Source organism: Pseudomonas petroselini (assembly GCF_045037875.1).
Taxonomy (GTDB): Bacteria; Pseudomonadota; Gammaproteobacteria; order Pseudomonadales; family Pseudomonadaceae; genus Aquipseudomonas; species Aquipseudomonas petroselini.
On sequence record NZ_CP173614.1, the window covers coordinates 3,056,208 to 3,081,659 of the forward strand.

The 25,452-nt window shown below is 62.6% G+C and carries 20 protein-coding genes and 1 pseudogene; 13 read left to right on the forward strand and 8 right to left on the reverse strand.

Translation table 11 applies throughout. The features are described 5' to 3' along the window. Positions 1-229: 229 nt before the first annotated feature. Positions 230-580 (forward strand): annotated as a pseudogene (locus ACI512_RS14380) (ATP-binding protein); the annotation flags it as partial. A gap of 27 nt (positions 581-607) precedes the next feature. Here the strand turns inward: ACI512_RS14380 and ACI512_RS14385 are convergent. From ACI512_RS14385 to ACI512_RS14405, 5 genes are all read right to left on the reverse strand, one after another. After that, positions 608-2,191: a rhamnogalacturonan lyase B N-terminal domain-containing protein gene (locus tag ACI512_RS14385; RefSeq protein ID WP_236378663.1), complete on the reverse strand. Its 1,584-nt coding sequence runs from the start codon at positions 2,189-2,191 to the stop codon at positions 608-610. Beyond that, positions 2,191-3,423, reverse strand: a complete 1,233-nt coding sequence (locus ACI512_RS14390; RefSeq protein ID WP_236378666.1) for a pectate lyase — start codon at positions 3,421-3,423, stop codon at positions 2,191-2,193. The genes ACI512_RS14385 and ACI512_RS14390 overlap by 1 nt, the downstream gene beginning before the upstream one ends. A 281-nt stretch (positions 3,424-3,704) precedes the next feature. Further along, the gene (locus ACI512_RS14395) at positions 3,705-5,048 is read right to left on the reverse strand and encodes a c-type cytochrome (protein WP_405121850.1); all 1,344 of its coding nucleotides are present in this window, start codon (positions 5,046-5,048) and stop codon (positions 3,705-3,707) included. Between the two features lie 16 nt (positions 5,049-5,064). Beyond that, positions 5,065-7,296, reverse strand: coding sequence for a molybdopterin cofactor-binding domain-containing protein (locus tag ACI512_RS14400; RefSeq protein ID WP_405121851.1), 2,232 nt, complete (start codon positions 7,294-7,296; stop codon positions 5,065-5,067). Further along, positions 7,296-7,751: a (2Fe-2S)-binding protein gene (locus tag ACI512_RS14405; RefSeq protein ID WP_046035403.1), complete on the reverse strand. Its 456-nt coding sequence runs from the start codon at positions 7,749-7,751 to the stop codon at positions 7,296-7,298. Before ACI512_RS14405 ends, ACI512_RS14400 begins: the two co-directional genes overlap by 1 nt. A gap of 392 nt (positions 7,752-8,143) precedes the next feature. Between ACI512_RS14405 and ACI512_RS14410 the strand changes: the two genes are divergently transcribed. Together ACI512_RS14410 and ACI512_RS14415 are read left to right on the forward strand one after the other, a co-directional pair. Further along, positions 8,144-10,051, forward strand: a complete 1,908-nt coding sequence (locus ACI512_RS14410; RefSeq protein ID WP_405121893.1) for a methyl-accepting chemotaxis protein — start codon at positions 8,144-8,146, stop codon at positions 10,049-10,051. Between the two features lie 74 nt (positions 10,052-10,125). After that, positions 10,126-10,911 (forward strand): FadR/GntR family transcriptional regulator, encoded by a 786-nt coding sequence (locus ACI512_RS14415; protein WP_012723502.1) that lies wholly within the window; start codon positions 10,126-10,128, stop codon positions 10,909-10,911. Here ACI512_RS14415 and ACI512_RS14420 read toward each other — a convergent pair. Both ACI512_RS14420 and ACI512_RS14425 read right to left on the reverse strand, forming a co-directional pair. Continuing rightward, the gene (locus tag ACI512_RS14420; protein ID WP_236378680.1) at positions 10,866-11,681 is read right to left on the reverse strand and encodes an NAD(P)-dependent oxidoreductase; all 816 of its coding nucleotides are present in this window, start codon (positions 11,679-11,681) and stop codon (positions 10,866-10,868) included. The genes ACI512_RS14415 and ACI512_RS14420 overlap by 46 nt on opposite strands. Before the next feature lie 72 nt (positions 11,682-11,753). Beyond that, positions 11,754-12,479 carry an oligogalacturonate-specific porin KdgM family protein gene (locus tag ACI512_RS14425; RefSeq protein ID WP_012723504.1) on the reverse strand — a complete coding sequence of 242 codons (726 nt, stop codon included), beginning with the start codon at positions 12,477-12,479 and terminating at the stop codon, positions 11,754-11,756. 347 nt (positions 12,480-12,826) lie between these two features. On the opposite strand from ACI512_RS14425, the gene ACI512_RS14430 reads away from it, so the two are divergent. The 10 genes from ACI512_RS14430 to ACI512_RS14475 all read left to right on the forward strand — a co-directional run bounded on the left by ACI512_RS14430 (position 12,827) and on the right by ACI512_RS14475 (position 24,422). Next, complete coding sequence (locus tag ACI512_RS14430) at positions 12,827-13,981, forward strand: mandelate racemase family protein (protein WP_064052565.1); 1,155 nt, start codon at positions 12,827-12,829, stop codon at positions 13,979-13,981. Between the two features lie 71 nt (positions 13,982-14,052). Further along, positions 14,053-15,663, forward strand: a complete 1,611-nt coding sequence (locus ACI512_RS14435; RefSeq protein WP_064052566.1) for an ABC transporter substrate-binding protein — start codon at positions 14,053-14,055, stop codon at positions 15,661-15,663. Between the two features lie 40 nt (positions 15,664-15,703). Beyond that, on the forward strand, positions 15,704-16,741 hold the full coding sequence (locus ACI512_RS14440) for an ABC transporter permease (RefSeq protein WP_012723508.1): 1,038 nt from the start codon (positions 15,704-15,706) through the stop codon (positions 16,739-16,741). Between the two features lie 45 nt (positions 16,742-16,786). After that, a complete protein-coding gene (locus ACI512_RS14445) occupies positions 16,787-18,397 on the forward strand; it encodes an ABC transporter substrate-binding protein (protein ID WP_064052567.1) in 1,611 nt (536 codons plus the stop codon). Positions 18,398-18,447: 50 nt separating this feature from the next. Beyond that, the gene (locus tag ACI512_RS14450; RefSeq protein ID WP_012723510.1) at positions 18,448-19,365 is read left to right on the forward strand and encodes an ABC transporter permease; all 918 of its coding nucleotides are present in this window, start codon (positions 18,448-18,450) and stop codon (positions 19,363-19,365) included. 13 nt (positions 19,366-19,378) lie between these two features. Then, a complete protein-coding gene (locus ACI512_RS14455; RefSeq protein WP_012723511.1) occupies positions 19,379-20,218 on the forward strand; it encodes an ABC transporter ATP-binding protein in 840 nt (279 codons plus the stop codon). Between the two features lie 11 nt (positions 20,219-20,229). After that, positions 20,230-21,006: an ABC transporter ATP-binding protein gene (locus ACI512_RS14460; protein ID WP_046035396.1), complete on the forward strand. Its 777-nt coding sequence runs from the start codon at positions 20,230-20,232 to the stop codon at positions 21,004-21,006. 201 nt (positions 21,007-21,207) lie between these two features. After that, entirely contained in the window at positions 21,208-22,119 is a 912-nt protein-coding gene (kdgD, locus tag ACI512_RS14465; RefSeq protein ID WP_046035395.1) for a 5-dehydro-4-deoxyglucarate dehydratase, read from the forward strand. A gap of 91 nt (positions 22,120-22,210) precedes the next feature. Beyond that, the gene (locus tag ACI512_RS14470) at positions 22,211-22,579 is read left to right on the forward strand and encodes a 5-carboxymethyl-2-hydroxymuconate Delta-isomerase (RefSeq protein WP_122810594.1); all 369 of its coding nucleotides are present in this window, start codon (positions 22,211-22,213) and stop codon (positions 22,577-22,579) included. A gap of 40 nt (positions 22,580-22,619) precedes the next feature. Then, positions 22,620-24,422, forward strand: a complete 1,803-nt coding sequence (locus ACI512_RS14475) for a glycosyl hydrolase family 28 protein (protein WP_405121853.1) — start codon at positions 22,620-22,622, stop codon at positions 24,420-24,422. 79 nt (positions 24,423-24,501) lie between these two features. Here the strand turns inward: ACI512_RS14475 and ACI512_RS14480 are convergent, their stop codons facing one another. Beyond that, complete coding sequence (locus tag ACI512_RS14480) at positions 24,502-25,404, reverse strand: LysR family transcriptional regulator (protein ID WP_405121854.1); 903 nt, start codon at positions 25,402-25,404, stop codon at positions 24,502-24,504. Positions 25,405-25,452 lie beyond the last annotated feature (48 nt).

A 25,452-nucleotide genomic window follows, 5' to 3' on the forward strand; every position in this document is an offset into this window, starting at 1 on the left:
GGGCATCATCGAAGAACTCGAGCAACTCACCAAGGGCATTGACCACATCAAAGCCATTGTTGCTGCCCAGCAGTCCTATGCCGTTGCTGTCAGTGTCGTCGAAACCGTCTCGGTGCCAGTGTTAATCGAGGATGCCTTGCGCCTGAGCGCCGGATCACGGGCGCGCCAGGAGGTGGCGGTGGTCAAGGAGATTGCCGACTTGCCCCTGCTGTCTCTGGACCGGCACCGGGTGCTGCTGATTCTGGTGAACCTGATCGGCAACGCCAGGCAGGCGATGGACGGCGTGGTCAATCGCAACCCGTGCATCACCCTCGATGCGTCCCTCGTTGAGGGGTCAGTGTTGCGAATGTCGGTGGCCGACAACGGCACCGGGATTGCGCCTGAGCACCTGGCGCGTATCTTTTCGCATGGCTTCACTACGCGCAAAGACGGTCACGGTTTTGGCCTGCACAGCTGCGCGCTCGCCGCGCAGGAAATGGGTGGCCGCTTGACCATGCACAGCGACGGGGCTGGACAGGGCGCAACCTTCACCCTCGATATCCCGCTTGATACGCCTCAGAACAAGCCTTTGCTGATGTGAAATGGACTGACCGAGTGCCAGTGATCATTACTGTACCCACTGCACGCTATCGAACACAAAACCCGGGCTCAGAAAGCCTTTACCGGTGTTGCCCGATGCAACACCGATCTCCAGTGTGTTCGCGCCAACCTGCAACGCGCTGGCGGGGATACTGACCTCAAACACCACGTTATTACCCCGATAAGTCCCACGGGTGATGCCCCGGCTGTCCGGCTGGTTCGACGCCGGTGGCACGGGCGCCTGCCAGCGCTGATTGACGCTCACCTGCGGGCGCCCACCGGCTTGAGCCAGGGAAATGAACAGGCGCAGGCGAGCGTCGCGCACTTGGTGGGCGGCCAGCATGAAGGTGATGCGCGTGGGGGTGTTGATGTCACGCCATTGTGCGGCGGGAAATTCGTTGGGGCGGCTGGTGCCGAGGGTGTAGGTGACCGGCTTCCACGGTGCCATGCGTGAGTCGCTGGGATGAGCGGAGGCGAGCAGGTGCGCGTTAAGAAACCCTGCCGGAGTGCCATCAGGTGTACCGATTTGCCATTTCACTTGGCCTGTCGACGGTTGCGCCTGCAGGCGCGTCTGCGTAGTGGCTCCCGCGTTGATATCAACGCTGCGCTGCGCCACCTCCAACTCATTTTGATAGAGCGTTACCCGGTACTGCCCTGGACGTATCCCCGTCAACTGGAACCGGCCGCTGTCGTCGGCACGGGCCCAATATTCGGCGCCGGCATTGCTCAAGCCGATTACCGCCGGCAATGCACTGGCCATGCCCGAAACCTGACCGGCCAGCGCACCTCGTCCTGTGCTGCCCAGGAAGCCGGCAAGGCCGAGGTTATCGTTGACGAAGCTCAGGTCTTTCACGGTGTCGGAGGGCGCGCCACCGTCGGTAAACAACAGCCCGTACACCCCGTGCAAGCCGCCGCGATAGGCTTCGGTCTGGGTGTGATTGGAGAACATGTAGTTGTACAGCTCATGGGTGATCGGCGTTTTCTGGGTGGCGATATCTTTGAAAAACGGCCCCCCAGCACTGAGCTCACGGTTGCCCATCAACATGTAGACCGCCACGCCCGGGCCTTTGACCGCGTGCAGAGGGTCGTCGATCATCGCGTGTGCCGAATAGAACTTGGAGCTGGTGCGCCCGTCGGGCAGCAGAAACACATCCTTGCCTTCGATCGCCGTGCCGACGTTGGAGTCGGTGCCGCGATCGGCCTTGGGCAGCTTGCTGACGTTGAGCCGCGCAACAAAGCGCAGCTCGCCCACCGGTAGCAGGGTTGGCGCGTAGGTCGCCATGTAAATGGCTGCGCGTCCTTTTTTCGCCAGGTAGTAGTGGATCACATTGCCCGCGCGAGCACTGATGACAATCACGTCCGCCACCGTGCGCGCGTCTACTTGCGCGCTGCCCAGGCCGGATGCAAGCTGCGAGGCTTTGGGCTCGGTGGTCTCCAATTCACTGTCGCGGTACCGCATGGAGACCAGGTCGCCATTGCGTGTGTCCACGCTGAACAGCAGGTCTGCACCGGTGTCGACGTCGATTCGGGCGTCGGTGCGCGTGAAGCCGAAGCCGGCGGCGTGTGCCTGGGCCGCAAGCGTACAACACACCATCAGCAGGAATCGTCGCATCAGTGGTTGCCTGGATTGAGGTGGCCCGCACCCGAGTCGCGTGGGACTTCAATCCGCACACTATCGGCGGGCTGCGGGGTAACCAGGTATTGACGGTATGCCGTGAACGCCTCCAGTGCCGCGGCATCCTGGGGACGATAGTCATCGCCACTCAGGTGCTCCAGGTTAGCCACACAGGGCCTGCCTAGCGCGGCCTGGCAGGTGTCGGTGGCCGACTGCACGACGGGATCGAAGAGCGCGTACGCCGTGCCCGGTTGCCGGGTATCGTTGAACAGTGGGTGTGTCACGTCTTCGAACGCATTGCCTTCCACCAGCAAATGGGAGCTGGCGGTACGGGACATGATCGCGCCCTGGTACGTCAGGTGGGCAAACAGGTTATTGACCAGTTGCGCGCGCACCTCGGCATCGCCCATGCCGCCCGAATGGGGCGCCCGGCCCGACGTGTCGTGCACATAGTTTCTGAGCAGCGTCAGCGTGTCGTGATGGCCCAGAAACAGCCACACCCAGTAATGATGACCATCACAGGTCGCGGAGTAGGGCGTGCGGCCGTCGAATTCGTTGTTGGAAATCGTCACATGGGTCGCGCTGCCCCAACCGGTCACGATCATCTGCCGCCCAATACGCGCAAAGGTGTCGTGGTCGATCCACACGCCATCGGCATCGTCCAGGGTGAGTGCATCGCCGCCCCAGACCACGCGTGGGTTGATGTCCGACAGGGTCAGGTTGCGCACAATGACATTGTGCGCGCCGCTTCCGATGAACAACCCCATGCCCTGGATACCGGCATGGGCCCCAACGCCCAATAAGGTCTTGTTCGAGCCGACCTTCAGGCGCTGCAAGCCGGCTTTGTCATAGGTCACCGTGGCGGGTGGTTTCGACTGGCAGAAATGGTTGGCGCCGTCGATTGCCCATTGCCCACCGCCATGGGGACAGGCGTTGGCCATGCACCCGGCCTCTGTCACGTGGGCACTGCCGTCGCTCACCACCGAGCTGCGAAAATCGAAGACATGGTCCAAGGCAATAACGCGCGGAGTGTCATCGGTGCAATTGCCGCGCGTGTCGAAGCGTGCACACAGTGCTTTTTTCAGTTCGGCCGCCGTGGCGGGATGCACGGCCGCAACTTCGCCACCACCGGTTACGGCCTTGGCAAAACCGTCGGGATGACTTGCCGCCAGGGCCAACTGTGGTGTTAGCAAAGAGGCCGACAGCACGAAGGCTGACAGGTACCGCACAAAAGGATTCCGGAGGGGCAACGGCGTTGTCCTGAGTGGTTCATTCCAGGCGGCCAGGCCTTGTTAAACAGGCCGGCTATGATCCGAACACCCATGGGTATTAATCAAACGGTTTAATCGCGATAGCGATTGTCTTCAGCTGAGGTTCAGTTGGACGTTGGCAAATAGCCGTATTTGACCGGTTTTCGTGCGTCTACCGGTTCATCTCGGAAGGCGGAACACTGTACCTGTGGCGAGGGAGCAAGCTCCCTCACCACAGGTGGCTTTAGGCCTATCGCCCTTCAGCGCATATGCAAAATGATCGGGCTGCTGCTCGCCGGGTCCGTATGCCCGCGCAACTCGCGCACCGCTTTCGCGTCGACCGCGCCACCGTTGTTGCCCCATGTACTGCGCATGTAGGTCAGCACCTGGGCGATTTCCGGGTCGGACAATTGCTCACGAAACGCCGGCATGCGGTAGGCATCCGGCACGCCGGCGGCGACTACGCGTTGTGAGCCGTTGAGCGTGATGTTGATCGCGGATGCACTTTCCTTGGCCAGTGCCGAGGTGGCGCCGGCCAGGGGGGGCATCCATTCCGGCTGGCCCTTGCCGTCGAGGCCGTGGCAGGAGGCGCAGCGCGTCGCATAGGTGTGGGCACCGGGCGTGTCCTGGCCTGCGGTTACCGCCTGATACTGCCACGGCGCGCCGTCACGCTGCGGGTCGCCGGGCAGCGACTTGAGGTAGCGGGCGATGGCCGCCAGGTCGTCGTCCTGCATGAACTGCGTGGAGTTGTTGAAGGCCTCGGTCATCGAGCCGTAGACCACGGCATGGGCGTTGCGCCCGGTCTTGAGGAATTGCACGATCTGCGGCTCGCTCCAGCGGCCCAATCCGGTGTTGGGGTCTTGGCGCAGGCTGGGGGCGTACCAGCCGTCGAGCAGGGCGCCGGCGAGGAACGGCGTTCCGGACTCGTCCAGCGCCTTTTCATTGAACGCCAGGCCGCGTGGCGTGTGGCAACTGCCGCAGTGGCCGGGGCCTTGGACAATGTAGGCACCGCGGTTCCACAGTGCGTCTTGGTCGGGCTTGGCGGCGTAAGGGGCGGTCGGCGCGAACACCCCGTTCCACAGCGCGATCGGCCAGCGCAGGTTGAGCGGCCAGGGAATAGCGCTGGGGATATTCGGCTGCTTGGCCGGTTGCACGCCCTGCATGAAAAACGAGTACAGCGCGCGCATGTCGTCGTCGCTGAGCTTCACATAAGACGGGTAGGGCATGGCCGGGTACAGCCGCCGTCCACCCGGCGCGACGCCGTGGCGCACCGCCCGGTCGAAGTCGGCCAGCGTGTAGGCGCCGATGCCGGTGTCCCGGTCCGGGGTGATGTTGGTGGCGTGAATCGCCCCCAGCGGCGTGGCCATCTCCAGGCCGCCGGCGAACGGCGCCTTGCCGGGCAAACTGTGGCAGGCCACGCAATCGCTCAAGCGGGCGACGTACTCGCCGCGACTGACCACTGCGGGCTCGAAGGCGGCGGCGGCCTGTTCCTTTTCAAACGGTGTAGCAGGCTCACGGGTGACATACCAGGCCAGCAGGCCTGCCGCGACCAGGCAGGGCAGCGCCAGCCAGCCTGCGGTTCTTGCGAATCGACGGGTGTTCATGGGCATTTCCTGAAGGTCAACTGAAGGTGTGTCGGCTCATGGGCAGGCTGCGAATACGCTGGCCGGTCAGTTGCGCCACCGCATTGGCCACCGCAGGCGCCACGGCGGGCAGCGGCGGTTCACCGATGCCGCCCATCTTTTCGCCACTTTCGACAACCCGTACATGCACCCGCGCCATGCGCGATGGGGGCAGGATCGGGTAGAGGTCGTAGTTGCGCGCCCGTGGCAGGCCGTTCACGTACACCGCTTCTTCGAGCAAGGTCTGGGATAAGCCCAAGGCCACCGCGCCATTCACCTGCGCTTCGACGATTGCCGGGTTGACGATGCTGCCGGGGTCGATGGCCTGCCAGATATCGTGCACCTTGACTTGGCCGTTTTCGATCGACACTTCCGCGATCACTGCCGCGTGGGAACCGAACGGCGAAGCCATGGCCACGCCACGCGCACGTCGGCTGCCGTCCTCGGCGGTGAAGGGGCCCCGTTTCCAGCCACCGGACAATTCGCCCGCCGCTTGCAGCAGGGTGGTCAGCCGTGGGTTGTCGCGCAGCAGGTGCAGGCGCAGCTCATAGGGGTCGTGCCCGCCTTTGTCCGCCAGTTCATCGAGGAACGCTTCATAAAAGAAGTCATTCAGCGAATTGCCCACCGAACGCCAGTAGCCGAGCATCGCCGGGCCTTTGACGTAGATCTGTGCGATGCGTTTGTTGGGGATGGCGTACGCCTTGCCCGACAAGCCTTCAAGGGCGGTGGGGTCGAGCTTTTCGCCCTGTTTGCCGGCGATGGCTTCGGTCGGGCCTTCGGTGGCGCTCACGGCTTCAATGGCCACCGGCAGGCCTTTGTCATCCAGCGCGGCGCGGAACTTGACCACCGCGACCGGGCGCAGCACATCACGCAGGAACTCTTCCTCGCGGCTCCAGATCACCTTGACCGGACGGCCCACCGCCTTGGCCAGCGCGATGGCCTGCGGATACGGGTTGGCCGAGTCATACAGGAAATGCCGGCCGAAAAAGCCACCCAGCAGGGGCGAATGCAGGTTGATTTTCGCCACGTCGAGACCGGCGCGCTTGGCGATGTCGGCACGGAACATGTCCGGCGCCTGGTTGGGCAGCCAGATATCCAGCGTGCCGTCGGCGTTGTAGCGTGCGAGGGCCGATGGCGGCTCCAGCTGGGCGTGGTTGAGGTATTGGTTGTGGTAGGTGGCGTCGACTGTGGTCTTGGCGCCTGCCAAGGCGGCGGCTACGTCGCCTTCGTTTTCGTCGTCGCGGGCCGGGCCTTGTTGGGCGGCGAGAAAATCGCGGAAGCCATCGCTGGAAAAGTCCGCCGGCATCACGCGCACGGTCGAGTCAGACGCCGCTTCCTGCCAGTCGGCCTGGATCGCTTCCACGGCACGCTTGGCGTGCCACCAGCGTTCAGCGACCACGGCCACTGCGCCGGGCAGTACATGCACCGAGTGCACGCCTTTCATGGCTTCGACCTGCGCCTGGTTACGCACGCCGCCCACGGTCATGCCCAGGCGTGGCGCGTGTTGCACGGCAGCGTGGAGCATGCCGTCCACCTTCAGGTCGATGCTGTACAGCGCCTTGCCGGTGGATTTGTCATAGGCGTCCAGACGCTTGACCGGCTTGCCGATCCAGCGGAACTGGCTCGGGTCGCGCAGGGTGATGCTGGCCGGGTCGGGTACCGGCATGTCGAGGGCGCGACCGGCCAACTCACCGTAGCCCAGCGAGCGGCCGGACGCGGCGTGTACCACCCGGCCCGGCTGGGTGGTCAGTTCGGCCAGCGGTACACCGAGCTGCTCGGCCCCGGCCTGCAGCAACATCGCGCGGGCGAGGGCGCCCAGGCGGCGCATGGTCGGGTAGCTCATGCGCACCGACATGCTGCCGCCGGTAATGCGCATGCCGTTTTCCATCACCACATAAGCTTCGCCGGGCGGAGCGGCCTCGACCACGAAGGTGGCGGGATCGGCGTCCAGTTCTTCGCCGACAATCTGCGCCATGGCGGTGTGCGTGCCTTGCCCGCCTTCCATGAAGGGGCTGAGCAGGCGCACGCTGCCGTCCGGGCGGATTTCCAGGAACGCCGGCACTTGGGTGCCACGTTCTACGGTGGCGGCGGCCTGCACCCTGGCCGAGCCGAGTGGCAAGCCAAAACCGATGACCAGCGCACCCACGGCAGTACTCGCCAGAAAGCGGCGGCGCGACAGGTTGACGGGTTCACCGGATAACAGGTCGAGCAGTTCAGGAGGCGTGTTCATCAGACGCCCTCCTGCTTGGCCAACTCGTCGACGGCCGTGTGAATGGCGTTATACGTGCCGCAGCGGCACAGGTTGATCATAGCGGCGTCGATCTGCGCCTTACTGGGCGCAGGGGTGTGCTTGAGCAGCGCGGTGGCGGCCATCACCTGCCCGGACTGGCAGTAACCACATTGCGCCACCTGGTGCTCGACCCAGGCCGCGACCACGCGCTTGCCCACGTCATCGGTTTCAATGGCTTCGATGGTGGTGACTTCGCGTCCGACCACCCCGGCTACCGGCGTGACGCAACTGCGCACGACATTGCCGTCCACCAGCACCGAACAGGCGCCGCATTGGGCCAGGCCGCAGCCGTATTTGGTGCCGGTCAGCCCCAGGTCATCACGGATCACCCACAGCAGGGGCGTGTCGGCGTCGGCGTCGACCTGATAGGTTTTTTGGTTGATGCGTAATTCCATGGCTCACCTGCTCATCATCGGTGGAGGCGGCCATTTTTAGTATTGAGAGTGCGGCGGCCGCTCATTGTCGAACTCTAGACCAGCGCACAAGGGCTATCTATCCGAAATCCGATAAGTCGGAGGATTAGGCAAGTATTCAAGAGGATTGAGCGATGGCTTAAGCGTACGGATCGGCTGCGCTGTTTCTGACCGACTGTTGATCTGGGTCAGTACAACGCCGATTGGCGCCCATGAGCCGCTGTGGGACAAGGTCGACTCGTTTTTATGAGTGATATCATGATGCCACTATTTTGGCGTGCAGGCGTCAATGTGAACCATGGAAATGAGGCTTCAGGGAAATGCTTAAGAATGCTCCGCTGCGTCTGAAACTGTTGTTGATTCTGCTGCTGCCCATGCTCGGGTTCTTGACCTTGGCCGGCGTGTTTGTGGGAGACAACTACAAGACGCTGCGTGAAATGAACACCACGGTCACGGCCAGCGGCACTGCCCAGACGTTAAGTCGACTCATCACCATGCTGCAGCGTGAACGCGGTGCCAGTGGGGTATTCCTCGGCAGTGGCGGCAAGTCCATGGGCGAGCGGATGGCGCAGATGCGCACAGACTCCAGTGCGGCCGTCGCGGTGGTGCGGGGTTTATCGGTGTCAGGCAGCGCGACGTTGGACAGCGTACTGCGGGCCCTGGATCAGCTACCGGCGGTGCGTGCGCAGGTCGATAAACTCGGCATCACCAGCACTGAGTCAGGCGCGCGTTATACCGAAATCATTAACGTGCTGATCGGATACACCCATTCCCTGGAAGCGAGCGTCAACAACGCAACCATTGTCTACGCGCTCGGCGCACTGAACCAATTTATCGAAATGAAAGAACGCGCCGGCCGCGAGCGGGTGCTGCTGGGCCTGGTCTTCAACCAAGGGCATTTCGATGAGGCGCTGTTGTCGCGCTTCAGCCGCAACCTGGGCGAATTCGGCGCTTACTACGATGCGTTCCGGCGCAAGGCACCCACGGCCTCGCTGCAACAGTTCGACACGCAGATGCAAAACCCCGCCGCCGTCGACGTCGGCAAGTTGCAGCGCCTGGCGTTCGAGGTGCCGATGGGTCAGGCACTGGGGATCAAACCCGAAGCCTGGTTTGAAACTTCCACCCAGCGCATTGACCTGATGGGCCAAGTGGAAGACGCCCTGAGCCAAAGTGTCAGCAACCTGGCGATGCATGAGCGAGATGACGCCAGCCGCGCCCTGTGGTTGACCCTCGGCGCGGTGGTCGTGGCCCTGCTGGCGGTGGCGGTGTTGTCCTACCTGATTATCCGCATGATCGACTTGGCGGTACGGGACGTAAACCGCGTGCTCAACGACTTGGCGCAACGCGATCTGACGGCGCGGGCGACCTATGAGAGCAAGGACGAGTTTGGCCAGATCTCACGCAACCTCAATCGCATGGCAGAGGAGATCAGTGGGGTGGTGCAGGAAATCGGCAACGCCACCGCACAGGTCGCGACGGCGGCGGAGGAGTCGTCCACGGTGACGATTCAGACCAGCCAGAGCGTCGAGCAACAGCGCCAAAGCACCGAGCTGGTCGCCACGGCGATCAACGAGATGAGCGCCACCGTGCGCGAGGTGGCGCACAGCACAAACGATGCGGCGCAGATGTCGCAACAGGTCAACACCAGCACCACCCAAGGGCGCATCGAGATCGAAAGCACCATCGCGCTGATCCGCCAGCTCTCGGGGCAGGCCGAGCAAACAGCACTGATCATTGGCGAGCTCAAACACGAAAGCGATGGGATTTCTTCCGTGCTGGACGTTATCCGCGGCATTGCCGAGCAGACCAACCTGCTGGCGTTGAATGCGGCGATTGAAGCCGCGCGGGCCGGGGATCATGGGCGTGGCTTCGCGGTGGTGGCGTCCGAGGTGCGGGTGCTGGCCCAGAAGACGCAGGAATCCACCGGAAGCATCCAGCGGATGATCAGCAACCTGCAAACCGGTTCGGACCGTGCGACCACCTCCATGCAGGAAACCTTGGGCAAGGCCCAGGACGGTGCGATCAAGGTCGAGCGTGCGGGGGAGTTGCTGTTGGAGATTGCTGAGGGCGTGGCGCGTATCAGCGATCGCAACATTCAGATTGCCTCGGCGGCGGAGGAGCAGAGTGCGGTGTCGGAGGACATCAATCGCAATGTGAACGAGATTAATGACTTGGTTATTCAGGTGAGTGCCGGGGCAGAGCAGACGGCGGTCACCAGCCAGGAATTGGCACGCTTGGCCGAGTATCAGCAGCGTCTGGTCAATCGTTTCAAGGTGGCGTAAGGGGCTGCTATGTTGTCGTACAACTGCTTGAGCTATGATGAGGGTTCATTCGCAAACCGAGAATAACGCGCCCGATGGACTACCCGAACGTCCAACCCAGTGCACGTCGAAAGCACCGCAGCATGGCCGAGGACCTGGTGGCCGAGTTATCTCGGCGCATCCACGCCGGCGAGTTGGCGTGCGCCACCAAACTGCCGACCGAGTCGCAGGTCATGCAGGAGCATGGCGTCAGCCGCACGGTGGTCCGCGAGGCGATTTCGCGCCTGCAGGCGGCGGGGCTGGTGGAAACCCGGCATGGCGTCGGGACGTTTGTGTGTGACATCCCGAGCGCGAGTGGTTTTCGTATCGACCCGGCCAGCATTGTCACGTTGGAGGATGTACTGGCGGTGCTGGAGCTGCGCATCAGCCTGGAAGTGGAGGCCGCCGGCCTGGCCAGCCACCGGCGCACCCCTGAGCAGTTGCAGTTGATGCGTGACTCGCTGGATATTCTCCAATCCAGTGCCATCAGTGCCGAGTATGCGGTGGCCGCGGACTTTCAGTTTCACCAGCAGATCGCCCTCGCCACCGGCAACCGCTACTTCACCGACATCATGCTGCACCTTGAGGTGAGCATTATTCCCCGTGCGCGCATGCACTCCACGCGCCAGGCCAACAACGACAAAGAACCCTATGTAGAGCGCTTGAGCCGCGAGCACGAGGCGATCTACCAGGCCATTGCGCGCGGCGACTCCGACGCAGCGCGCGCGGCCATGCGCTTGCACTTGTCCAACAGCCGTGAGCGGATGCGCCGGTCTTACGCGGCGGCCAGCGCCGCTCAATCGGTGTCGAACGGCCCGGCTGCGGTGAACGCGCCGCCCTGAAACAGCCGGTCGGGATCGTTCTCGCCAGGCTCCGGCTGGCGCTCGACGGTGTCGCGAAACGCCTCCGAACTGTCCTGCGGGTTAAAGCCCAGGTGCGCTGCGTGGCGGTTGTCCCACCAGGTCGTGCGGTTGGCGGAAACGCCGTAGACCACTGTGTGCCCCACATCACGCGCGAGCAGGGCGCGCTCAATCAAGTGGTCCAGGTCGCGGTAGCTCAGCCAGGTCGACAGCATCCGTCGGTTGCGCGGCTGCGCGAATGAAGAGCCGATGCGCAAACTGACCGTTTCAATGCCATAGCGCTGGAAGTAAAAGCTCGCCAAGTCTTCGCCGTAGGCCTTGGACAAGGCGTAATAGCCATCCGGGCGTCGCTCGCTATGGGCATCCAGGGGTTGGTCCTGTGTGTGAAAACCGGTGACGTGATTGGAGCTGGCGAACACCACGCGCTTGATCCCGTGTTTGCGCGCCGCTTCATAAAGATGAAAAGTGCCGCGGATATTGGCGTCGAGAATCGCCTCGAACGCCCGCTCAACGGAAATCCCACCCATGTGCACGATGGCATCCACGTCCTCGACCAGGGCGTGCACGGCCTTTTTGTCGGCCAGGTCGCAGTGCACGACTTCGTCATGGGCGCCGGCGCTGGGTGTCAGGGGGCTGATGTCGGAGGCGCGCACGATATGCGCGTGGGCTTGCAGGGTTTCCCGCAGGATTTGCCCCAGGCCGCCGGCAGCGCCGGTCAACAGAATGCGGTTGAAGGGTTTGGTTGTGGTCACGTTGAATCTTCCTTGTCGAGGTGTAGGCGCGAGCTCGCCACAGCGAACTCGCGACTGCAGTACCAATAGGCGTTACATGAAGTTGTACTGCACCCCCAGGCGCCAGCGGGCCTGGCGGTCTTCGCTGGTGGCGTTGACCTTCACGTCCCCGATTTCCATGAACGGGGCCCACTCTTTGGTCAGTTTGTATTTGACGATCATGTTCTGTTCGTAATCGCTCTTCTTGTTGTCGTAGCGGATGTAGTCGGTCTTGAAATAGATGTACTGGTATTCAAAGGCCCACTTGCTGGCCGGGGTATAGCCCAGCCAGCCTTCGAAGCGATTGGTGTGCTGGTTGTCCTTGGCGCGATCCGGCATGTCCTCGTTGATCTGGTCGCGGTCGAGTTTCTTTGCGTCCAGTCGATAGCGCGTGGCGACGTAGAACGCGTCGTTGATCTTGTAGTTGTATTTGAGGCCGACCTTATAGGTTGTCGAGTCCTTCGAACTGTCCATCTGGAACGCCGGGGTCAGGGTCGATTGCGGGCTGAGCTTGTAGTTGTAGCTCACCGTGAACTCGTGGCCGTTGTTGATCATGTTGTCGTAGGCGACGTCTTCACGATCGCCGGCCGTGCGGTATTTCAACTCCCCCTCGAATCCCAGGCCGCTGTCCATGCGGTAGCCGAGTTTGATCCGGTCAGCGTGGGCGCTGTCGTCTTCGGTGAACTGATGGCGGTAGTTGATGTTGGCGGAGTCGGCGTTGACACAGAAGGGCAGGCCGAGCGCAGTGACAGTCAAAAGCGTGCGTAGGGTGGTGTTCATACGGTCTTCTTTTATTGTTTTTGTTGGAATGTTCTACCGGCCTGACGCCGGCAGTTGTTACGAACCTGTTACGTTTTGCGCGCCGACATACGTTATCGTATGACTATGCAGTGGTCTACGTGTTATCGGTCGTTTTGAAACACTTGGTTACAAATATACGCAATGAATACTGGGTTATTCTCTTGTCTTGTTATTTTGAGTTGTCTTTAAAAGCGAGGGGTTTCGGGGGTTTTAGTGAGATTTGCGGCGCGGAGTGGTTGGCTTTTCAAATGTTGTACGATGACCTATGATCATTCTCAGCAGGCGACGCTCCTGTCACAAATTCAATAAGAAGGCTAAAGACGTCCATGAGAATTACCGCAGTCAACGTCCAGGTGTTTTCCTACCCGACTCGCCGCGCAGTAGACAGTGCCGGCCACGCCCATCCCGGCGAAGTCGCCCAGGCCAAGATGGCCCTGTTGCGTATCCAGACCGAGGAGGGCACCGAGGGTTACGCGTTCGGGCCGCCGGAATTGATCCGCCCTTATGTGCTCGATGGGTTTGTGCGCAAGGTGCTGGTCGGGCAGAACGCTTTTGATCGAGAAAAAATCTGGCACGACCTCGCGCACTGGCAGCGCGGCAGTGCCAGCCAGTTGACCGACCGCGCGCTGGCCTTGGTGGAGCAGGCCTTGTGGGATTGGGCCGGGCGCAAGCTGGGCGTGCCGGTGCACAAACTGATCGGCGGTTTTCGCGACAAGGTTCCGGCCTACGGCTCGACCATGTGCGGGGATGAATTGCCCGGCGGCCTGGCCACGCCCGACGACTATGGGCGGTTTGCCGAGACCCTGGTCAAGCGCGGCTACAAGGCGATCAAGTTGCACACCTGGATGCCGCCTGTGTCCTTCGCCCCGAGCCCGCGCATTGACGTCAAAGCCTGCGCGGCGGTGCGCGAGGCGGTGGGTCCGGACATCGCGCTGATGCTCGACGGCTATCACTGGTACAACCGAACCGACGCCCTGTATATCGGCCGCGAGCTGCAGAAGCTCGATTTCGCCTGGTTCGAAGAACCGATGATGGAAGACTCCGCCGAATCCTATGCCTGGTTGGCGGGCCAGTTGGACATCCCGGTACTGGGCCCGGAAACCCTGTCCGGCAAACACTTGAGCCGCGCCAGCTGGGTGAAGAATGATGTGTGCGACATCCTGCGTGCCGGGGTGGCCGGCGTCGGCGGTATCGGCCCGTGCCTGAAGGTGGCGCACATGGCCGAGTCGTTCGGGATGGATTGTGAAATTCACGGCAATGGCGCGGCCAACCTGGCCGTGGTCGGTGCGATCAAAAACTGCACCTGGTACGAGCGTGGGTTGCTGCACCCGTATTTGGATTACGACGAAGTACCGGCCTACCTCAAGCGCCTGGTCGACCCGATGGACAGCGATGGGTTTGTACACCTGTCCGATTTGCCGGGCCTGGGCGAAGACATCGATTTCGAATTTGTCGAGGCCAACACGCTTAACCGCTTTTGATGTGAACTGAGGTCTCCCGGCCGCGGCCGGGACACCCACGAGCCCTATAAATATAAGAAAGGCGTTTTACTATGAGCATTCTTCCTTCGCTGTGGGCGCGGGTGCTGGCGGCGACCCTGGTGGTTGGCGCAGTCCCTGTGGTGCAGGCCAAGACCCCGGCTGATCAGTTGATCGTCGGCATGAGCATGATCAATCTGCTGTCGCTGGATCCGGCCGCGGCCACCGGGCTGGATGTGTCGGAGATCAATGCCAATCTCTATGACATGTTGCTGGTGCAGGACGTGGCCAGGCCCGACCAATTGGTGCCGGCACTGGCCGAGCGTTGGCAGGTCAGCGATGACCGCAAGACCCTCACCTTTAACCTGCGCACCGATGTGAAATTCCAATCCGGCAACCCGCTGAGTGCCGATGATGTCGCTTGGTCATTGCAGCGGGTGCTCAAGCTGAACCTGGCGCTGGCTTCCACCTGGAAGGCCTATGGCTTCAGCGCCGACAATGTCGAGCGCTACATGCGCGCCACCGACCCCAACACCTTCGTGATCGAACTGCCACGCCCGACCGACCCGCAGCTGGTGCTCAACACCCTGGCGACGTCGCCCAGTGCGTTTATCCTCGACCGTAAAACCGTGCTCGAACACCAGAAAAACAACGACATGGGCGCCGCTTGGCTGGTCACCCACGCGGCCGGCAGCGGCGCGTTCGTGCTCAACGACTGGCGCGCCAACGACGTGATCCTGATGACCCGTTTCGACGGCTACTGGGGTGGCCCGGCCAAACTCAAGCGGATCGTCATGCGCAACATGACCGAGTCCCAGTCGTTGCGCCTGATGATCGAGCGCGGCGACCTGGACATCGCCAAAGGCATGTCCGCACCCGATATCCAGGCCTTGCAGGGTAACCCCAAGGTACGCACCCAGACCCTGCAGCGCGGCACCTTGTATTACGTGGCGTTGAGCGTGAAGCAGCCGATGTTCGCCGACGCCCGCGTGCGCAAAGCCGTGCGTTCGCTGATCGATTACCAGGGCATCAACCAGACGGTGATGCCGCACTACGGCCTGATCAACCAGCGCCCACTGCCGCTGGGCCTGGCCGCGCGCCTGCCGGACCCGGGCTATCGCCTGAACGTCGAGGAAGCCAAGGCGCTCCTGGCGCAGGCCGGCTACCCCAACGGTTTCAAGACCACCATTCGCGTGCTGGCCGAGCCGCCGTTCATCAATATCGCTTCCAACCTGCAATCGACCCTGGCCCAGGCCGGGATCGAAGCCAGCATCATCACCGGCACCGGCAACCAGATCTACGGCGCGATGCGTGAGCGCAGCTTCGACATCATCGTCGGCCGCGGCGGCGGCGGGGCCGAGCGCCACCCGCATTCCAGCTTGCGTACCCTGGTGTACAACCCGGACAACCGTGACGAAGCCAAACTGAGCAACTTCCAAGGCTGGCGCACCTCGTTCTACAGCCCCGAGTTGAACCAGTTGATCGAACGTGCCGAGGTCGAGCCCGATGGCGCCAAGCAACTGGCCCAGTACCGGCAGGTCCAGCAACTGCTCGACGAGCAAGTGGGCGCGATCCTGCCGGTATCCCAGATGACCGACACCGTGCTGGTCTACAGCGACGTGACGGATTTCCAGGGGCACACGGCCGCCACTACCCGCTACAAGGACGTCTACAAGACGCGCTAAGGCCGCGCATCCTCGGATGCCGACTGCACAGGAGCTTCCCATGTTTGTTATGACTGCCTCGGTAATGGGCGCTCGCGCGTCCAACACAGCCCGGCGTGCCGGTACGGTCCTGGTGACCTTGCTCGGCCTGCTGGCGCTGACGTTCATCATCGGCCGGGTCATGCCGCTCGACCCCGTGCTGGCGGTGGTCGGGCCGGACGCCGACAGCTCCACCTACGACCAGGTGTACCGGGCCATGGGGCTGGATAAGCCGATCTGGACTCAGTTCGGCCTGTACCTCAACGACCTGTTGCACGGTAACTTCGGCAACGCACTGTTGACCGGCCACCCGGTACTGGATGACATCCGCCGGGTGTTCCCCGCGACCATCGAACTGGCGACCCTGGCAATCCTGTTCGGCATCGTCATCGGGCTGCCGCTGGGCGTGTGTGCCGCCAGTAACCAGGGGCGCATGGGCGATCACGTGGCGCGGGTCATCACCTTGTTCGGCTATTCCACGCCGATTTTCTGGCTGGGCATGATGGGCTTGCTGGTGTTCTACGCCTGGCTCGGTTGGGCCGGCGGGGCAGGGCGCATCGACCTGGCGTACGACGGCATGGTGCCCGACGTGACCGGCCTGTTGCTGATCGACACGGCGCTCGCCCGCGACTGGGAGGCCTTTACCAGCGCCTTGCGCCATATCGTGCTGCCGGCGCTGATCCTGGGGCTGAATTCGGTCGCTTACATCAGCCGCATGACCCGCAGCTTCATGCTGGAGCAGCTGTCCCAGGAGTACATCATCACCGCTCGCGTCAAAGGCTTGTCTCGGCGCCAGGTGGTGTGGGGCCACGCTTTTCGCAACATCCTCGTGCAATTGCTGACGGTGGTGGCCCTGGCCTACGGCTCGCTGCTCGAAGGCGCCGTGCTGATCGAGACCGTGTTTGCTTGGCCCGGTTTTGGCCAGTACCTCACCAGCAGCCTGATGCTGGGGGACATGAACGCGGTGATGGGGTGCGTGCTGGTGATCGGCTTGATCTTTGTCGCGCTCAACCTGATCAGCGATGCCCTCTACAAAGTGTTCGACCCGCGCACCCGTTAAGCGCTTCGCAGTACCGATAAAACTATAAAAAGAAGGATTCTTTCAATGACGACTGCATTTTCAACACTGCGCCTGAGCCTGCTGGCGGCCGCACTGGCGCTGGGCCCGATGACGCTGGCCCAGGCCAAGACCCCGGCCGATCAACTGATCGTGGGCATGAGCATGGTCAACCTGTTCTCCATCGACCCGGCCAACGCGCCCGGCCTCGACGCCTCCGGGGTCAACGCCAATCTCTACGACACACTGATCAAGCGCGACCAGGGCAACCCGGAAAAGCACCTGCCGCAGCTGGCCGAGCGCTGGGACATCAGCGAAGACGGCAAGCAAGTGACCTTTCATCTGCGCCAGGACGTGAAGTTCCACTCCGGCAACCCGCTGACCGCCGAGGATGTGGCCTGGTCGCTGTACCGGGTGATGAAACTCAATTTCGGCCTGGCCACCACCTGGAAAGCCTACGGCTACAGCGTTGAGAATATTCAGTCGCTGATCCGCGCCACGGATGCCCACACGCTGGTCATCGACCTGCCGCAGACCATGGACCCGCTGTTGCTGGTGGACTCGCTGGCCATCTCGCCGAGCGCCGTGGTGGTGGACCGCAAGACCGCCCTGGCCCACGAGAAAAACGGTGACCTGGGGGCCGGTTGGCTGGTGACCAACGAGGCGGGCAGCGGCCCCTTCGTGCTGACCAAATGGAGCGCCAACGACTCGCTGTTGCTGACCCGGTTCGACGGCTACTGGGGCGGGGCGGCCAAGCTCAAGCGTGTGGTGGTGCGGCATATGACCGAGTCCCAGTCGCTGCGCCTGATGCTTGAGCGCGGCGACCTCGACCTGGCGTATGGCATGGCCGCACCGGACATTCGCGCCATCGACGGCTCGGACAAGATCCAGGTGCAGTCATTGCCGCGCGGCACGATGTACTACGTCGCCATGAGCATGAAGCAACCCGAGTTCGCCAAGGCCCAGGTGCGTGAAGCAGTGCGCAACTTGATCGACTACAAGGGCCTGGATGAGCAGGTGATGCCGTATTACGGCACGCTCAATCAGCAGCCGATGCAGTTGGGGTTGGCGGCGCGTTTGCCGGATCCGGGCTATCACATGGATGTGCCGAAGGCGAAAAAGCTGCTTGCCGAGGCGGGGTATCCCGAGGGGTTCACAACCACTATCCGCACGCTGTCGGAGCCGCCGTTCATTGATATCGCCGCGCGCCTGCAAGCGACATTGGCCGAAGGCGGGATCAAGGCGAGCATCGTCACCGGCACCGGCAACCAGGTCTACGGCGCGATGCGTGCGCGCAATTTCGAGATCATTGTGGCGCGTGGGGCTGAGCGTTATCCCCATCCGTATTTCAGCCTGCGCACGTTCGCCTATAACCCCAACAACAGTGATGACGCCGGTTTGCCCAACTTCCAGGGCTGGCGCGCCTCGTTCTTCAGCCCGCCGCTCAACAGCCTGATCGACAAGGCCGGCGTGACGCGTGACGCGGCGCAGCGCATCAGCCTGTATCACCAGGCGCAGACCCTCTATGACCAACAGGTCGGGCCGATCCTGATGATCTCGCAAATGACCGACACCGTGGTCAGCGCCGCCGACGTCAAGGGCTTCAGCGGTGACGACGCCGAGGCCACCCGCTACCTGGGTGTCTACAAGGCGCGCTGAGTCGGGCCGGGTACGCCCGGCACTCCTGAATTCACACAGAGAACATGCTGATGAATGCCAACCTGTCTTCGATTGATTCCACCCTGAAGCGGCGGGCCGAGCGTACGCCCGGCTCCAGCTTCGATGCCTTGTGCAAGAGCGGCGTGCGGATTTTGCGCCACCTGTTGCGTAACCCCATGACCCTGGCCGGCCTGCTGGTGGCGTTGCTGCTGATCGTGGTGGCGGCGTTCGCGCCGTGGATCGCCACGCATGATCCGGTCGCGCAGAACCTCGCCAACGCCTTGCAGGCACCGGGCGCAGCACATTGGTTCGGCACCGATGAATATGGCCGGGACATTTTCAGCCGGCTGGTCTACGGCTCGCGCATCACCTTGTACATCATTGCGTTGGTAACGGTGATCGTCGGCCCCATCGGCCTGTTTATCGGCACCGTGTCGGGCTACTTCGGCGGCGCCGTGGATACGGTGTTCATGCGCCTGACCGACATCTTCATTTCCTTCCCCAGCCTGGTGTTGGCCCTGGCGTTTATCGCCGCTCTCGGCCCTGGCCTGGAACACGCCGTGGTGGCGATTGCGTTGACCTCCTGGCCGCCCATCGCACGCCTGGCGCGGGCGGAAACCCTGTCGCTGCGCAATGCCGATTTCGTTGTGGCCGTGGAGCTGCAAGGGGCGTCGCCGGCGCGGATTATCCTGCGCCATATCGTGCCGATGTGCCTGTCGTCGGTGATCATCCGCCTGACCATGAACATGGCCGGGATCATCCTCACGGCGGCAGCCCTGGGCTTCCTCGGCCTGGGCGCGCAGGCGCCGCTGCCCGAGTGGGGCGCGATGATTTCCACCGGGCGCCGCTACATGCTCGAGTGCTGGTGGCTGGTCGCCGTGCCGGGGGCGGCAATCATGTTGGTCAGCCTGGCATTCAACCTGTTGGGCGACGGCCTGCGGGACATTCTTGATCCGCGTAGCGAATAACGGAGCCACACCTATGTCCGCCATCAAATTGAACGTCGAAGGGCTCAACGTGCGCTTCTTCAACGGCCAGAAAGAAACCCATGCCGTGCGCGATGTGTCGTTTGCCCTGGGCCGCGAAAAGCTGGCGATCGTCGGCGAGTCCGGTTCGGGCAAATCCACGGTCGGCCGCAGCCTGCTCAAGCTGCACCCGCCGAGCGCGAGGATCAGCGCCAAAGCCATGGCGTTTGGTGAGGTCGACCTGCTCTCGGCCAGCGAAAAAGCCATGCAGAAGATTCGTGGCCAGCGCATCTCGATGATCATGCAAGACCCCAAGTATTCGTTGAACCCGGTGGTCAAGGTGGGCGACCAGATCGCCGAAGCCTACCTGGCCCACCACAAGGCCAGCCGCAGCGAGGCCCGTGAGCGGGTCATGCAGATGCTGGAGCAGGTGCATATCCGCGATCCAAAGCGGGTCTACAACCTCTACCCCCACGAAGTCTCGGGCGGCATGGGGCAGCGCATCATGATCGCGATGATGGTCATCACCCGCCCGGAGGTGATCATTGCCGATGAACCCACCTCGGCCCTCGACGTCTCGGTACGCCAGCAAGTGCTCAGCGTGCTGGAAGAGTTGGTGGAGCAGCAGCAGATGGGCCTGATCTTCGTCAGCCACGACCTCAACCTGGTCCGCAACTACTGCGACCGCGTGCTGGTGATGTACGCCGGACGCGTGGTGGAATCCCTGGCGGCGTGCGACCTGCAATACGCCGAACATCCCTACACCCGTGGCCTGCTGGCCGCATTGCCAAGCATGGACAACCGCCGCGTGCACCTGCCGGTGCTCCAGCGCGACCCGCTTTGGCTGACCCACTGAGGAACCTGACCATGCCCATGATCCAAGCCCACGCGCTCAACCTGAGTTTCGGCACTGGCGCGAGTCTCAATCAAGTGCTGCACGATGTCAGCCTCAGTGTTGCCGACGGCGAATCCTTTGGCCTGGTGGGGGAGTCCGGTTCGGGCAAGACCACCGTGCTGCGCTGCCTGGCCGGGCAATACCGGCAGTGGAGCGGTGAACTGAGCATTGCCGGCGCACCGCTGCAACACAAGATTCCCAAGGCACATTTTCGTAAAGTGCAGATGGTCTTCCAGGACCCCTACGGCTCCTTGCACCCGCGGCACACCATCGATACCGCCTTGCGTGAGCCGTTGATTATCCATGGGGTAGGGGACAAGGACGACCGGATCGACGAGATCCTGCGCAAGGTCGGCCTGAATGACAGCTTCCGCTTCCGTTACCCGCATCAATTGTCCGGCGGCCAGCGCCAGCGCGTGGCCATCGCCAGGGCGCTGATCCTTGAGCCTCGCGTGTTGTTGCTGGATGAGCCGACCTCGGCCTTGGACGTTTCCGTGCAAGCCGAAATCCTCAATCTGCTCACCGACCTGCGCGCGCAGGAGAAGCTGACCTACCTGATGGTGACCCACGACCTGGGGGTGGTGACGCACCTGTGCGACCGCGTGGCGGTGATGCAGCAGGGGCGGATTGTCGAACTCCTCGACAGTCAGGGCCTGAGCCAGGACCTGGCGGCACACGACTATACGCGGATGCTGGTGCAGGCCAGTCGAGACTTCAGCCAGGCGTCCGAGCGGCGTCAAGCCAGTTAATAAAATCAAAGTCATCGTACAACATGGTCATTGAGTTGCTGGGCGTACTTCTGTGCGTCCGGCATTAATCGGCATGTTTTATTGAGTATTACCGCAAATTACCGTTAGGTAAAATATCTCGTTGGCTTAAGTATTTATATAGTTGTACGATGACGTACCTCTTAAGGTATCCCTTCATTTTCGATCTGAGGTTTGCGAACCATGACGCCACAAGAACTAAAAACAGTCCTGTCTTCCGGCTTGCTGTCGTTCCCTGTTACTGACTTTGACGCGGCCGGTGACTTCCGCGCCGACACCTATGCCCGCCGCCTGGAATGGCTGGCGCCGTACGGCGCCAGCGCGCTGTTCGCCGCCGGCGGCACCGGGGAATTTTTCTCCCTGGAAGCCAAGGAATACACACAGATCATCAAGACGGCCGTCGACACCTGCAAAGGCCAGGTGCCGATCCTTGCCGGGGCAGGGGGCCCGACCCGCCAGGCCATCGCCTATGCCCAGGAAGCTGAGCGCCTGGGCGCCGCCGGGATTCTGCTGATGCCCCACTACCTGACCGAAGCCAGCCAGAAAGGCTTGGTGGCCCACGTTGAGCAGGTGTGCAACTCGGTGGATTTCGGCGTAGTGGTGTACAACCGCAACCTGTGCCGCCTCAACGCCGACAGCCTGGAGCAATTGGCCGAGCGCTGCCCTAACCTGATCGGCTTCAAGGATGGCATTGGCGAGGTCGAGTCGATGGTGTCGATCCGTCGCCGCCTGGGTGATCGCCTGACCTACCTCGGTGGGCTGCCGACCGCCGAAGTCTACGCGGCGGCCTACAAGGCCCTCGGCGTGCCGGTGTACTCCTCGGCGGTGTTCAACTTCATCCCGAAAACCGCCATGGATTTCTACCGCGCCGTCGCTGCCGACGATCACGCCACCGTGGGGCGCTTGATCGATGATTTCTTCCTGCCGTACCTGGCCATCCGTAACCGCTGTGAAGGCTACGGCGTGAGCATCGTCAAGGCCGGCGCACGCCTGGTCGGCCACGACGCCGGCCCGGTGCGCGCGCCGCTGACCGACCTGTTGCCTGAAGAAGTGGAGCAACTCGACGTGCTGATCAAGGCCCTCGGCGCCCAGTAAAGCCACTGCGAGGCTCAACTGTGGGCGCTGTCGAGCCCCGCTTGCATCACTGAAGCTCGACGGCGTCCACAGTCCACCATGAGGATCCACCATGCCCCATTGCATCATCGATTGCCCTGCCACCCTGGCCCAGCGCATCGGCGAACACACCCTATTGGCCACCGTGCACGATGCCCTCGACAGCTTCGGCCTATTCAAGCCGGGCGACATCAAAGTGCGACTCAACGGCTTCACCCATTACCGCTGCGGTACGACGCAAGACGACTTCGTGCATGTGGCGCTGTACCTGTTCGCCGGGCGCAGCGCCGAGCAACAGCGCAGCCTCGCTTCGGCGACACTGGGCGCCCTGATCGAAGTGCTGCCGCAGGTTGAAGCGCTGTCCATGGATGTGCGGGAAATGCCTCGAGAGACCTTCGTCAATCGCAGTCAATACCTCGAAGAAGCCGGGCGGCAGGCTTAACGCCCTCGGTGTGATAACCGGCAAAAACAAGGAGAACAACATGCCGCATCAACCCTCGCAAAAAACCTCGACCCGTTGGCTGCTGGCCATCGCGGCCCTCGGTTGCAGTCCGCTGTCATGGGCGCTGCAGGCACCGTCCAAGCTGCAAGTGCCGACCCTGGCCTATGACGACCAGCAGATCATCCTGGTCTGGGAAAAACCCCTCGCGCACGACGGCATCAAGGACTACCGGGTCTACGCCAACGGCGCCTTACTGGGCAGCGCCAACGCCAACAACGACCAAGTGTCGCCGGCCAAACCCTACATTGACCATTTCTACCAACAGGACCGGGCGAACTTTCACCATCGCATCGGCATTCACAGTTACACCGCCCAAGGCCTGAAGCCGGACACCCCGTACCGGTTTACCGTGCGCTCGGTCGACAGCAGCGGCAAGGAATCGGCCGACAGTGCCGCCGTGCTGCAACGCACCACGCCGGTCCCGGTGGTGTTCGACGTGAAGCACTATGGTGCCAAGGGCGACGGTATTCATCTCGACACCCTGGCGATCCAGCGCGCTATTGATGCCTGCACGGTGGGCGGCAAAGTGTTGCTGCCCAAAGGCACCTACAAAAGCGGGGCGCTCTACCTCAAGAGCAACATGACCCTGGAGATCGCTGACGGCGCGACCCTGCTGGGTTCCGAGCGCGCCGAGGATTACCCGCTCGCGGGGTACATCCAATACCCGTATTCCAGCACCGTGCGTCCGGCCTCGCTGATCAACGCACTGCCGCGCGATCCGCGTCAGCACCAAACGTTCGAGAACATCCGTATCGTCGGCAAGGGCACCCTCGACGGCAACGGCTGGAAGCGTAACGCCGATGTACGCGACGAGCGCGGGCAAACCCTGCCGTTCTATGTGCCCAGCGACAACACGCGCTACCTGCAGGATGGCCTGCTGGCCAAGGCTCAAGTGGAGCAAGCGGTGGCGCGGGGCATGAACGTCAAGGACGCCTACGGGCAGATGCGCTCTTCGCTGATCACCCTGCGCAACGTGAAAAACGTGTTTTACGGTGGCTTTACCGTATTGAACCCAGCGTTCCACGGCATCATGAACCTGGAGACCGAAAACGTGGTGCTGGCCAACACCACCCACACCACGTATGACGCCAACAACGGTGACGGCATCGAGTTCGCCAACAGCAAGGGCGCGATGGTGTTCAATAACTTCTTCGACACCGGCGATGACTGCGTCAATTTTGCCGCCGGCACCGGGGCCGACGCGGTGCACCAGCGGCCGCAGGAGGATGCGTGGATCTTCAATAACTACTTCCGTAAGGGCCATGGCATGGTGGTTGCCGGCAGCCACACCGGCGCCTGGATCCAGAACATCCTGGCCGAAGACAACGTGTCCGACGGCACCGATGCCGGGTTGCGCATGAAGAGCACCAACTTCATGGGCGGCGGCGCGCGCAACGTGATATTCCGCGACTCGGCGATCCGCAACACCGTCAAGCAGGCGTTCATTTTTACCCTGGATTACAACGACCCGAACGCCAAGCTCGACTACCAACGCTCGACGGTGGCAGGGCAGTTCAAGGACATCCGCGTCAGTGATGTCAGCGTCGAGAATGCCCAGGGCGCTGCGATCGAGGTCAAGGGAGACGCCCAGCACAATGCCTATCATCAGGGCCTGGTGTTCGAGCGCGTGCGGTTCAGTGGCGCGGCCAAGGCGCGCATTGACGGTTTGAAAGACTCGCGCTTCGACCACGTGGTATTCAGCCAGACCGGGGCAGCCAACCCATGGCAGGTGAGTGACAGCCATGGGTTGGTGTTTGAGGCCGTGCAGCCGCCGCCGCGTTGACCTGTCTGCCGCGCGTGACGTTGACCCGGTGACTGCCCTTGCCCGACGTGTGCAGCACCGGGGCGTTGGGCGTGCGCAGTCAGTCTGCCCAGCCGTCGCGCACGGCGTTGCGAATCCCGTCCAGCAACATCGCGAACGCCGGGTTGTCATTGTTCTCGCGCCAGATCAAGTGCAGCTCGCTCTGTGCCCCTTCGCCCAGGTCTATATCGCGGAACACTACGTTCTTGAACACCACGCTGCTGGCGCAACGCGGCACCAGCGCCAGGCCCATGCCGGCGTTGACCAATGCCAGGATGGTCAGGGATGAGCCCAGCCACTGCACGTACTCCGGCGCAACGCGGGCCGAGCGCAACAGGCCGGTCAGCAGTTCGTTGAACGGCGGGTAGGCCGAGTGGGCGTACATCAGGAAGGGCTGGGCGTCCAGGTCGTGCACGCTGACCGTCTCGGTATTGGCCAGCCGGTGGCTGCTCGGCACCGCCAGCACGAAGGGTTCGCGCACCAGGCATTCGGTGGCATACCCCGGTTCCAGCAACGGCGCACGGACGATACCCAGGTCGATGCGGCGGGCGCGCAGGGCTTCGTATTGCTGGTAGGTGTTCATTTCCGCCAGGTCGATTTTGACGTGGGGCTGCTTGAGCCGCGCCTCGGCGATGACGCTGGGCAAAAACTCATACACCGCACTGCCGACGAAGCTGATGTTCACCGTACCGATATCGCCCTCGGCGAAGCGGCGCGCGGTGACGGCCGCTTGCTGGGCGCGCTCCAGCAGGTTCTGCGCCTCGATGAAAAACGCCCGGCCGGCGGCGGTGAGTGCCACGCTGCGAGTGGTGCGGGTAAACAACTCGACCCCCAAGTGATGCTCGAGCAATTGGATCTGCCGGCTGAGGGGCGGCTGGGTCATGTTCAGGCGTTCGGCCGCGCGCCGAAAATTCAGCTCGGTGGCCACGGTGGTGAAGCAGCGCAGTTGAGTCAGCTCGAACATTGATCTAATCCCGGTATCAATCGAATGCCAAGTTAGATTAGACGGGAA

Coding starts and splice junctions, on each gene's coding strand:
- ACI512_RS14385 (WP_236378663.1), bottom strand. CDS start 2,191: ATGCGACGATTCCTGCTGATGGTGTGTTGTACGCTTGCGGCCCAGGCA.
- ACI512_RS14395 (WP_405121850.1), bottom strand. CDS start 5,048: ATGAACACCCGTCGATTCGCAAGAACCGCAGGCTGGCTGGCGCTGCCC.
- ACI512_RS14400 (WP_405121851.1), bottom strand. CDS start 7,296: ATGAACACGCCTCCTGAACTGCTCGACCTGTTATCCGGTGAACCCGTC.
- ACI512_RS14405 (WP_046035403.1), bottom strand. CDS start 7,751: ATGGAATTACGCATCAACCAAAAAACCTATCAGGTCGACGCCGACGCC.
- ACI512_RS14410 (WP_405121893.1), top strand. CDS start 8,144: ATGCTCGGGTTCTTGACCTTGGCCGGCGTGTTTGTGGGAGACAACTAC.
- ACI512_RS14415 (WP_012723502.1), top strand. CDS start 10,126: ATGGACTACCCGAACGTCCAACCCAGTGCACGTCGAAAGCACCGCAGC.
- ACI512_RS14425 (WP_012723504.1), bottom strand. CDS start 12,479: ATGAACACCACCCTACGCACGCTTTTGACTGTCACTGCGCTCGGCCTG.
- ACI512_RS14430 (WP_064052565.1), top strand. CDS start 12,827: ATGAGAATTACCGCAGTCAACGTCCAGGTGTTTTCCTACCCGACTCGC.
- ACI512_RS14435 (WP_064052566.1), top strand. CDS start 14,053: ATGAGCATTCTTCCTTCGCTGTGGGCGCGGGTGCTGGCGGCGACCCTG.
- ACI512_RS14440 (WP_012723508.1), top strand. CDS start 15,704: ATGTTTGTTATGACTGCCTCGGTAATGGGCGCTCGCGCGTCCAACACA.
- ACI512_RS14445 (WP_064052567.1), top strand. CDS start 16,787: ATGACGACTGCATTTTCAACACTGCGCCTGAGCCTGCTGGCGGCCGCA.
- ACI512_RS14450 (WP_012723510.1), top strand. CDS start 18,448: ATGAATGCCAACCTGTCTTCGATTGATTCCACCCTGAAGCGGCGGGCC.
- ACI512_RS14455 (WP_012723511.1), top strand. CDS start 19,379: ATGTCCGCCATCAAATTGAACGTCGAAGGGCTCAACGTGCGCTTCTTC.
- ACI512_RS14460 (WP_046035396.1), top strand. CDS start 20,230: ATGCCCATGATCCAAGCCCACGCGCTCAACCTGAGTTTCGGCACTGGC.
- kdgD (WP_046035395.1), top strand. CDS start 21,208: ATGACGCCACAAGAACTAAAAACAGTCCTGTCTTCCGGCTTGCTGTCG.
- ACI512_RS14470 (WP_122810594.1), top strand. CDS start 22,211: ATGCCCCATTGCATCATCGATTGCCCTGCCACCCTGGCCCAGCGCATC.
- ACI512_RS14475 (WP_405121853.1), top strand. CDS start 22,620: ATGCCGCATCAACCCTCGCAAAAAACCTCGACCCGTTGGCTGCTGGCC.
- ACI512_RS14480 (WP_405121854.1), bottom strand. CDS start 25,404: ATGTTCGAGCTGACTCAACTGCGCTGCTTCACCACCGTGGCCACCGAG.